The sequence below is a fragment of the Synechococcus sp. CCAP 1479/9 genome (assembly GCF_019038535.1).
In the GTDB taxonomy this organism is placed as follows: domain Bacteria; phylum Cyanobacteriota; class Cyanobacteriia; order PCC-6307; family Cyanobiaceae; genus Cyanobium.
In genome coordinates, this window is the sequence record NZ_JAFKRK010000028.1 from 104043 (window position 1) to 112901 (window position 8859).

An 8859-nucleotide genomic window follows, 5' to 3' on the forward strand; every position below is an offset into this window, starting at 1 on the left:
CGGTCAAACGGCAGGCGGGGGCTCGATCATCCTCCCCGGCGGACCGGCGGGGCCGGCCGGGCCGGTGGAGGAGGCCGTCACAGACACCGCCGACCATCCGCATCGCCTCTGCAGCAGATCAGAGGATTCAGCATCTGCCAGTTTCTGGTCCGATTCACACCACTCCGCGGTCATTGCCGCAGAAGTGAAAACCCCTCGATCAGGGGAAACCCAGTGAGAACAAGGGCGTTCAGGCCATCCTCCGCTGACTGCCCGACGGCGCTGCAGGCTGCGCAGCAACCAAGATCCGTTCAAGGGCCGGTTACAGCCTGAAAATTCGGACATAACAAAACCCGATAACTTGCGATCAGTTGAGTCCTGTCTGAATGAATCCCTCCCCCCGGCGCACCCCCACCCGGGCCCTGGCCCGAGCCACCGGCGCCATGGCGGCCGCCGGGATGGTGGGCCTGCTGTCCGCCGCCACGCCGGCCTGGGCGGTCGACCCGTTCTTCACGGTCACGTTCGGACCGGACCAATCCACCGAAGCGACGGGCGTCAGGGCGGCGGCGACCTTCAGCTTTGTCGACGCCGGCAGCTTCGTGGACATGACGGTCACGCTGTCGAATCTCACGGGCACCACCCCCCCGCCCCTGATCTCCCAACCGACGGCCTCGGAATTCGTCGCCCTGGCGTTCCAGCTGCCCAGCAACATCAGCACGGTCGATCTCGGAGCGGGCGCCAATGCCGACCTCGGCTACACACCATCGAACGGCTCCCTGTTCGACATCGCCGTGGCCAATGCGGCGTTGCCCCCCTTTGACTCCACCGCCCCAAGGCCGCCGCTGACGCCCTACTCCCTGTGCATCACCGCCGGCAACGGCGATGGCTGCACCGGCGGTGGCAACCCCGGCAACGGCCTCAACAATGCGACGCTTGCTTCCGCTGCGGGCACCTTCCGGCTGTCGGCCGCTGATGTCAGCGGCGCCCTCGCCTTCCGCCAGGCCTTCTTCAACTTCTACCAGCCGTTGATTCCGCCCACGGGTGATCCGGCCTACATCGGCCCGATTGCGGCCAGGTTCAAGGCGATCCAGCCAGGCGGCCGCAGCGACAAGCTCCTCGCCGGGACCATCGGTGGTGGTGGGCAAGCCCCTGGCGATGAGGTGCCGGGCCCGGTGCCCCTCCTGGGCGCCGCAGCGGCCTTCGGCACCAGCCGCAAGCTGCGTCGCCGGATCGGGGCCCACACGCCGACCCCATGAGCGAGACCCCTCAGAACAGGGGCCTGGAGACGGCGATCGTCGCCGACCGGCTGGCCCTGGTGGCCCTGGCGCTGTTCGCGGTCTACGGGGCCGCGGTGCTGGCCTCCATCCTTCCGCCCCGGCTGCTGGATCCCCTCTGGCAACTCAGCAGCACCAGGATCACCGTGGAAGCGGCCCCGATTCCGCTGCTGGGGCTGGCCCTGGTGCACCTGGCCGCCTATCTCAGCCCGGCCAACCTGCCGCTGCAGCGGCGGCGGGAAGCCCTGGCCCGGCTGGCCGTTCCCGTCTCCCTGGCGTTTCTGCTGATCGTGCCCCTGCAGGGCCAGGCCGTCTGGCGGTCCTATCAGCTGGCCAATGCCGTCTCCGACCAGCAGCAGGCCAGCACCAGCGAGCGGGCAGACAGGGTCAGGCTCGCCATCGAGCAGGCCACCAGCCCGGAGGACCTGCAACGGCGGCTTCTGGCGCTGCAGCGGCCGGATCTGCGCATCCAGCTGGATCCCTCGCGCTTTCCAACCATCCCCCTGCCGGTCCTGAAGCGGCAGCTGCTCAGCCAGCTCGATCTGGCGGAGGGGCAGGTCAAGGCGAGGTTCGCGCCCGTCGATCCCGCCACGGCCGATCGCATCACGCGCGAAAGCCTCCGGGTCATCGTCTCGTCGATCGCCTTCGCGGCCGGCTTCGCCGCCTGCGCCCAGCGCAAGGGTCAGCTGGTGCCCTTCCTGGTGGAGTGGCCGTCCCTGCTGGCCCACCTGAACCCCCTGGCGCTGTGGCGGCGGGCCCGCACCGGCCGGGGGAACGGCGGCATGGCGCTGCGCCGCTCGGCCGCTGCGCGGGAAGCGGAGTTCTTTGAATCCCTGGCCCCTCCAGAGGACGGGGGCCAGCACCCCGCCGCCTGAAAGGCACGTCAGGAAACCAACGTGGAGGAGCGGCCCTGGGCCGGAAAGCCAGCACCGCGCTGGCGCCCTCCCACCCCAGTCACCGCAAGGGCTCCGGGCCAGAAACCGTGGCGCGGGCCCACAACCGCCCTTCAGCTTAAGGATTGGCTAAAGCGCCTTGATGCTGGGTGACAAAACCTGTGGTATGGTGAGGGGACTTTCATGCTGTCGCAATGTTGGCCTCGGCCCGCCGCAACCAGCTTCTGTCGGTCGGCTGCCTGGCTGGTCTCCTCGTCGGGGGGGCCGCCCCTGCGATGGCGTTCACGTCGTTTGACGTCGATTTCAGCGCGGCCAATAAGAAAACAAGCGCAGAAGCCACCGGTGTTTCCGGCAAGATGACGTTCAGCTTCACCAAGCTGAACCCAGCAGACGTTGCAGATAATCGCTACACGCTGGATCTGAACATCCAGAACACATCTCCAATTGGCAGCAATCCCTCAGGAACGCTGACAGCCTTTGCCTTCAACGTTCCGGGCACTACATCATCTCCTGATTTCAAGCTGCTGACCTACAACCCTTTGGCTTCCAATTTCGGAGATGTCTGGGGCGCATCAACAAGTGGTGCAGAGCGTAACGTCAGCAATAATCAGATCCTCAACTTCCCTACGGCAACGCCAAGCAGGGCTGCCTACGCACCCTTCGGTAGCTTCACCTTCTGCGCCCGGGACACCGGCAACAGCTGCCACGGCGGCTCCCAGAACGGCACGGGCCTGACGGATGGTCAGTCGGCCGCTGTCCGGTTCACCCTGGCCTCCAACAGATCATCCATCAACAGCGCCACTCTCGTCGCCCAGTCGTTCTTCGACCTCTTCAATTCCCGGACCTTCACCAATGACGGCGATTTCAAGAACGCCCAGGTGGCCCTCCGCTTCCAGAACGTGACCACCACCAGTGGTGCCAGAGGCAAGAGCGACAAGGTGGCGGGTGTTCCGAGGAGGCCGCCCAGGAGCCCCGGCGATCCAGTCCCCGGCCCCCTTCCCGTGCTCGGTGCTGCCACTGCCTTCGCCTTCAGCCGCCGGCTGCGCCGCAGGATCACCACGGCGCAACTCCGCAACCAGCCTGCGGCCTGAGCCGCTCTGAAGTTTCCGGTCCTCGGGCCCTAACCTGTCCCGCAGAGCCTCTGCCATTGATGGGAGAAACCATGCCATGGGCAGCCATCGCGCATGGTGACTGATTCCCCTGCCAGCCCCCGTGGGGCTGCCGTCCTGGCGGATCGGCTCTCGGTCTTGGCGGTCGCGCTCTTCGTCATCTATGGCGTCAGGGTCGTCGCCACAGCCTTTCCCGTGCGGCCGCTCGACACCCTCTGGCAGCTCAACGTCAGTTCCGCGCTGATCAGCGCCGCCGCCATTCCGCTGCTGGGCCTCGCCTTGCTGCATCTGGCGGCCTACCTGGATCCCGCCAATGCCGCCCTGGAACAACGCCGGGATGCCCTGGCCCGCTGGGCGATCCTCGCTGTCCTGGGATTTCTGCTGCTGATCCCAGTCCAGGCCTACGCCTCCTGGAGCACGGTGACCACGGCCAGGGCCCGGCTGACGAGCCAGCTGACGATCGCCAACAGGAACTTCGCCCTGGTCCGCGAGGCGATCAATGACGCCACCAGCCTGGAGGATCTCCAGGCGCGGCTGCAATCGCTGGAGTCGCCGGAGCTGGGCATTCGCTTCGAGAACCTGGGCCTGCCGTTGCCGGAGACCCAGCGCCAGATGCTGATCCGCCTCAACGAAATCGAGGAGCAGGTGAAGGCCAGGATCAAGGCGCCGCCACCGGAGGCCATCGAAAACGTGGCGACGAACGCCCTGCGGGTGACGGCCACCAGCGTCGTCTATGCGCTGGCCTTCGCGATCGCGGCCCAGCGCCGCGGCCAGGAGGTGCCGCTGCTGGTTGAGGTGCTGACGATCTGGAGCCTGCGGCGACAGGGCCGACCACCCCGTCCTGGCTCCCCCGGTGCCATCGGGGAAGACTATTTCGCCCAGCTCGCCCCGCCGGAGGACGATCCGCCCGCCTCCCCCTGAAGGCCCGAGGACAGCCAAAACTGTGAGCAGGGTGAGAGAATCCCTGCTAAGGTGAGCATGGATTAAGGAAGCGTTCATGCGCGCCACAGCCAAGACCCCCCTCCGGCTGCTCGGTGGCCTCATTGGAGTGGGCCTCGCTGCCCTGGTCGGGCCGGTGGGCCTCGCCAGCCCCGCCATGGCCAGAACCGCCTTCGATGTGGTGTTCGACAGCGGCATCGCCGGCACCAGCTACTACAACACCGGCGTCAAGGGCAGGATGAGCTTCGACTTCCGCAAGGACCCGGGCAACGGCAACACCTACACCCTCGACCTCGGCATCACCAACACCTCCCCGGCGGCGGGCCCCTCCTCCGGCACCCTGGTGGGATTCGCCTTCAACGAGCCCCTGCGCAGCAACGGCAGCGAGGCGATCTCCCTGCTGAGCTACAACCCGCTGGATTCCGGCTTCGGCAGGGTGTTCGGTGGTGTGAACAACACCACCTCGCAACAACGCAGCCGCGGTGTACGCGTCAACGAAGACGAATGGCTGACAATCACGGGCTCGGCCACCGCGCCCTACGCCCCCTTCTCCAACTTTGATTTCTGCGCCCGCATGAGCAGCAGCAATGGCTGCCATGGGGGATCCGGCAGCACGGGCATCGGTGGAGGCAGCACCGTCAAGGTTCAGTTCAAGCTGCAATCCAACGACTCCAGCATCGCCACGGCCGACCAGGTGGCAGAGCGTTTCTACAACCTCTTCAACGCCTTTGAACCGGGCGATCGCTGGAGCAAGGCACAGATTGCTCTGCGCTACCAGAACGTCAAAAAAGCCAACGGAAGAAGTGAAAGTGGCGGTGAAAAGGTGACAGGAGCAGCGTTCTGGCGCATTCCCGATGACGGGCCCACCGATGCAGTTCCAGGTCCTCTTCCTGTTCTTGGCGGTGCGGCAGCCTTCGGATGGAGCCGCAAGATGCGGCACCGGATCAGGCTCTCCTCAGCCCGGAGCAGCACCGAATCCTGATGGTGATCGCCAGTCGCTTGAGAAGTGACTCCTGCAACACTTTGAGCCGTGTTCAGGCCGACATCAGCAGCGATCAGTGATATCGAAGTCGTGATCCATACCCCGTCCTGGTCATAACCAGTCATACATTGAGTGGCCGGTCGGTTGGCAGACTGGCAACTTCCGTCGTCGGGAATTGCAGGCGCTGCGAGAAAGTTCTGCGGCCTGAATGCTTCCGATCCCGTGGCGCTCGCGTCCCATCCCATCGACATCCACGCAGGGAAACCGGCAGGCCACCCAGAGTCCCGAACCGGGACCCGGCTTTCCTGATGGCCGGCACCAAGGAATTCAGGGCCTTCGATTCGGCGATCCTTGCCGATCGGCTCGCCTTCATGGCGATCGCCCTGTTCGTCACCTACCTCATCACCCTGCTGTCCAGCATCCTTCCCGTTCGCCTGCTGGACACCGACTGGCAACTGCGCTTCATCTCGGCCTGCCTTGACTCGGCCACCATTCCCCTGGTGGCCCTCGGGCTGCTTCATCTGGCGGCCTACCTCGACCCCGAGAATCCAACCCTGCAGAAACGGCGCGACGCTCTGGCCCGTCTGGCCGTCGTGGCGGTCATCGGCTTCCTGCTGATCGTCCCCCTGCAGGCCTTTGCCGGCTGGAACAGCGTCGTGGCCGCCAGGGCCAACGTCGCCCGCCAGCTCTCGGTCGCCAACGGCACCTTCGATCTCCTCCAGGAGACCATCACGACCGCCACCAGCCTCGACAACCTCCAGGCCCGCCTTCAGGCCATCCAGACCCCAAGCCTCGGGATCCGCTTCGAGACCATGGGGCTGCCGCTGCCGGACACCAAGCGCAGGATGCTGGCTCGCCTCAAGGAGGTGAGGCAGGAGGTGGCGGCCAGGATCCAGGCCCCGACGCCCAAGGCCATCGAGGCCGTGGTCAGGGACAGCCTGCGGGTGATGCTCTCCTCCTTCGCCCTGGCCATCGCCTTCGCCATGGGCGCCCAGCGCAAGGGGCAGGAGGTGCCCCTGCTGGTGGAGTGGCACACGGCGATCAGCCTGCGGGGTGGGCCCGTACCGGGCCTGTCGTCGGGCCCCAGCGAGGAGGAGTACTTCTCCCGACTGGTCCCCGAGGAGGACGAGAACTCGGAGACCGGCGTCCCCCCACCCACCTGAGGCTTGCCACCCGGTGGTCCGGATGGCACCATCCCGGCAAAAGGAGACCCCCAACGGAGAGCAGCGCCATGGCTGCGCATCCGTTACAGAACTGCACCAAATGCTTAAAGGCGCTTAGGGCGTTAAAGCTCTGACCCTCAGGCTTCAGGCAGGGTTCTTCCAAGGTGCGCCAGGCCGCGCAGCAGGCGGCCATAAGCACTGGCACGACTGGGATTCCGGCTCCATCACCCCCTTCGGGAAGCCTCCCGCTCCGATCGGCAACGTCGTCCGGACCGCCTTCGCTCGACCTCCCGGGCAAGGACGCAGCGGTCGCCCTACAGCGATTTTTGAATCCGAACCCACAGGGTTGGTGGTGCAATTCCAAGGAAATGCTCAGCGTCGATCACGCAACTCTCCCCGTGAATTGGCCTGTGCATAAAGACAGCAAAGCTGCTGCAGAACGATGATGAGTGCGGGGGAAAAGGCTCCCTTCCATCAGCCCCCCCCGGAAACAAAGTCGATCCCTCCAGTCCTCTGGGCGCAACGACTTTGAAGATCTCCTGAAGCATCCACCTGTCCATGGTCGGAGGCTGCGGGTGCTGATGGATCTCGCTGGCTGTTTACCCCTTTCTTCGCCATGACTACCACCGAATTCACAGGGGGCCAAAAATCGCTTTCCCCCCTCTTCCCTGAACTTTCGAGCCAAGCCAGACGCTCCTCCGATACAACCCTCAGCCTGCTGGCGGACGCGGCCCCGGCCTCAACCGAAGCGCCCGCCATGCTGATCAACGCCGTTCTGGCCACGACCAAGGCCTCACCGCCCCCCAGCGGCTCAGGCCACAGCCTGGACAGCCTGGAAGCCAGCTTTTCGGCTCCAGCCGCCCAGGCCCCCGCTCCGGAGGCCGCCTTCCAGAACGGTGTCAGCATCGTCGCCACCCCTGCGGTGGCCACGAACAGCCACCAGGCGCTGAATGATCCCTGGCCCGGTCAAGCGTCCGGCTCCACCGCCACTTCCATGGCACCCACCTGCGGCTGCCGGGCCTGCAGCGTGCTGGCCGTCACCACCGGTGACGGTGCCGCTGCCTGGGACACCACCACCGACCAGGCTCCCCTGGTCCTGAACGGCCTGGTCACCCTTGGCACGGGCGTGGACCTGAGCAATGTGTTCCGTCTGCACAGCAATCCGACAGCCACGAAGACGATCTTTCTCGACTTCGACGGCTATCAGATCAACAACTCCCCCTGGGAGAACGGCGGCAACCTGAGCCTGCAAGGCTTCTATAGCACCCTCGATTCCACCGCCCTCACGGAAATCCAGCGCATCTGGCAACGGGTGGCCGAAGACTTCGCGCCCTTCAACGTCAACGTCACCACCCAGGACCCAGGCACCGAAGCCCTGCGCAAGTTCGGCACTGGCGATGACCGCTGGGGCATCCGGGTGGCCTTCACCAGCAACCTCAACCTGCTCACCGGCAGGGCCATCGCCAATGCCGGTGGTGGCGGTACCGCCTACTACAACAGCTTCAACTGGAGCACCGACGACGTGGCCCTGGTGTTCAACCGGGGTGAATACACCGCCGCCGAGACAGCCAGCCACGAAGTCGGCCACACCCTCGGCCTCACCCACGACGGCGCCGGCACCACCACGGAGTACTACGGCGGCCACGGCGGCACCGGTGCCACCAGCTGGGGCACCATCATGGGGGCGGCCTGGCTGGGCAACGACGAGAACCTCACCCAGTGGAGCAACGCCCAGTACCTCGGCGCCAACAACACCCAGGACGACCTCGCCACGATCACCAGCGGCAACGGCTTCACCTACAACGTCGATGACCACGGCAGCACCCTCAGCACCGCCACGGCGCTCACCGGGCTGAGCTTCAGCAGCTTCGGCGTCATCGAGCGCAACACCGACATCGACATGTTCCGGTTCGACACCGGCGCCGGTCTGGTGTCCTTCAACATCGTCAACGCCTCCAGGGCCTTTGTCGGCAGCGCCGGCAGCTACACCACCCAGTACCTCGCCTCCCGCGGCCCCAACCTGGACATCGCCGCGACCCTCTACCGGGCTAACGGCACCGTCGTCCAGACCTTCAACCCGGCCGATCTGACCACGGCCAACTTCTCCCTCAGCCTCGACGCCGGCACCTATTACCTCGGAATCGACGGCGTCGGCTTCGGCAACCCCCTGGCCCCCATCCCCAACGGCTACACCGACTACGGCAGCCTCGGCCAGTACATGGTGAGCGGCACCGTCCAGCCCACCGGCAGCACCCCGCCGCCCACCACCACGACCCCGCCGCCCACCACCAGCACCACCCTCCAGGTGCTCGACCCCAATGGAGCCGTCCAGCTGCTGCGAGACGCCACCACCGACCTGGTCTCCGTTCGCATCAACGGCGTCACGTCAGCGGTCCTCAGGAGCGGCTCCCAGATCAGGGCCGGTCAGTTCACCGGTTGGCAGATCCTCGCCGCCGAAACCGTCGGCACCAACCAGAACCAGATTCTCTGGAAGGAAGTGTCCACGGGCCGCTTCCACTT

7 protein-coding genes are annotated in these 8859 nt (G+C 65.9%); all 7 read left to right on the forward strand.

Annotated features, from left to right (window positions below; translation table 11 throughout):
* Positions 1–365 precede the first annotated feature (365 nt).
* A complete protein-coding gene (locus KUG38_RS12620) occupies positions 366–1235 on the forward strand; it encodes a hypothetical protein (RefSeq protein ID WP_216922219.1) in 870 nt (289 codons plus the stop codon).
* Positions 1232–2128 (forward strand): hypothetical protein, encoded by an 897-nt coding sequence (locus KUG38_RS12625; protein WP_216922221.1) that lies wholly within the window; start codon positions 1232–1234, stop codon positions 2126–2128. The genes KUG38_RS12620 and KUG38_RS12625 overlap by 4 nt, the downstream gene beginning before the upstream one ends.
* A 215-nt stretch (positions 2129–2343) precedes the next feature.
* Positions 2344–3237, forward strand: a complete 894-nt coding sequence (locus tag KUG38_RS12630; protein WP_216922222.1) for a hypothetical protein — start codon at positions 2344–2346, stop codon at positions 3235–3237.
* Between the two features lie 93 nt (positions 3238–3330).
* Positions 3331–4176, forward strand: coding sequence for a hypothetical protein (locus tag KUG38_RS12635; RefSeq protein ID WP_502988700.1), 846 nt, complete (start codon positions 3331–3333; stop codon positions 4174–4176).
* Between the two features lie 76 nt (positions 4177–4252).
* Positions 4253–5176 (forward strand): hypothetical protein, encoded by a 924-nt coding sequence (locus tag KUG38_RS12640; RefSeq protein WP_216922226.1) that lies wholly within the window; start codon positions 4253–4255, stop codon positions 5174–5176.
* 308 nt (positions 5177–5484) lie between these two features.
* On the forward strand, positions 5485–6339 hold the full coding sequence (locus KUG38_RS12645) for a hypothetical protein (RefSeq protein WP_216922228.1): 855 nt from the start codon (positions 5485–5487) through the stop codon (positions 6337–6339).
* Positions 6340–7096: 757 nt separating this feature from the next.
* Positions 7097–8859, forward strand: a 1763-nt coding sequence (locus KUG38_RS12650; protein ID WP_216922230.1) for a zinc-dependent metalloprotease family protein, incomplete at its 3' end; no start/stop codon positions are given.

Bases quoted from the DNA above. Each gene is read 5' to 3' on its own strand.
- KUG38_RS12645 (WP_216922228.1), top strand. From the start codon at position 5,485: ATGGCCGGCACCAAGGAATTCAGGGCCTTCGATTCGGCGATCCTTGCC.
- KUG38_RS12625 (WP_216922221.1), top strand. From the start codon at position 1,232: ATGAGCGAGACCCCTCAGAACAGGGGCCTGGAGACGGCGATCGTCGCC.
- KUG38_RS12620 (WP_216922219.1), top strand. From the start codon at position 366: ATGAATCCCTCCCCCCGGCGCACCCCCACCCGGGCCCTGGCCCGAGCC.
- KUG38_RS12640 (WP_216922226.1), top strand. From the start codon at position 4,253: ATGCGCGCCACAGCCAAGACCCCCCTCCGGCTGCTCGGTGGCCTCATT.
- KUG38_RS12635 (WP_502988700.1), top strand. From the start codon at position 3,331: ATGGTGACTGATTCCCCTGCCAGCCCCCGTGGGGCTGCCGTCCTGGCG.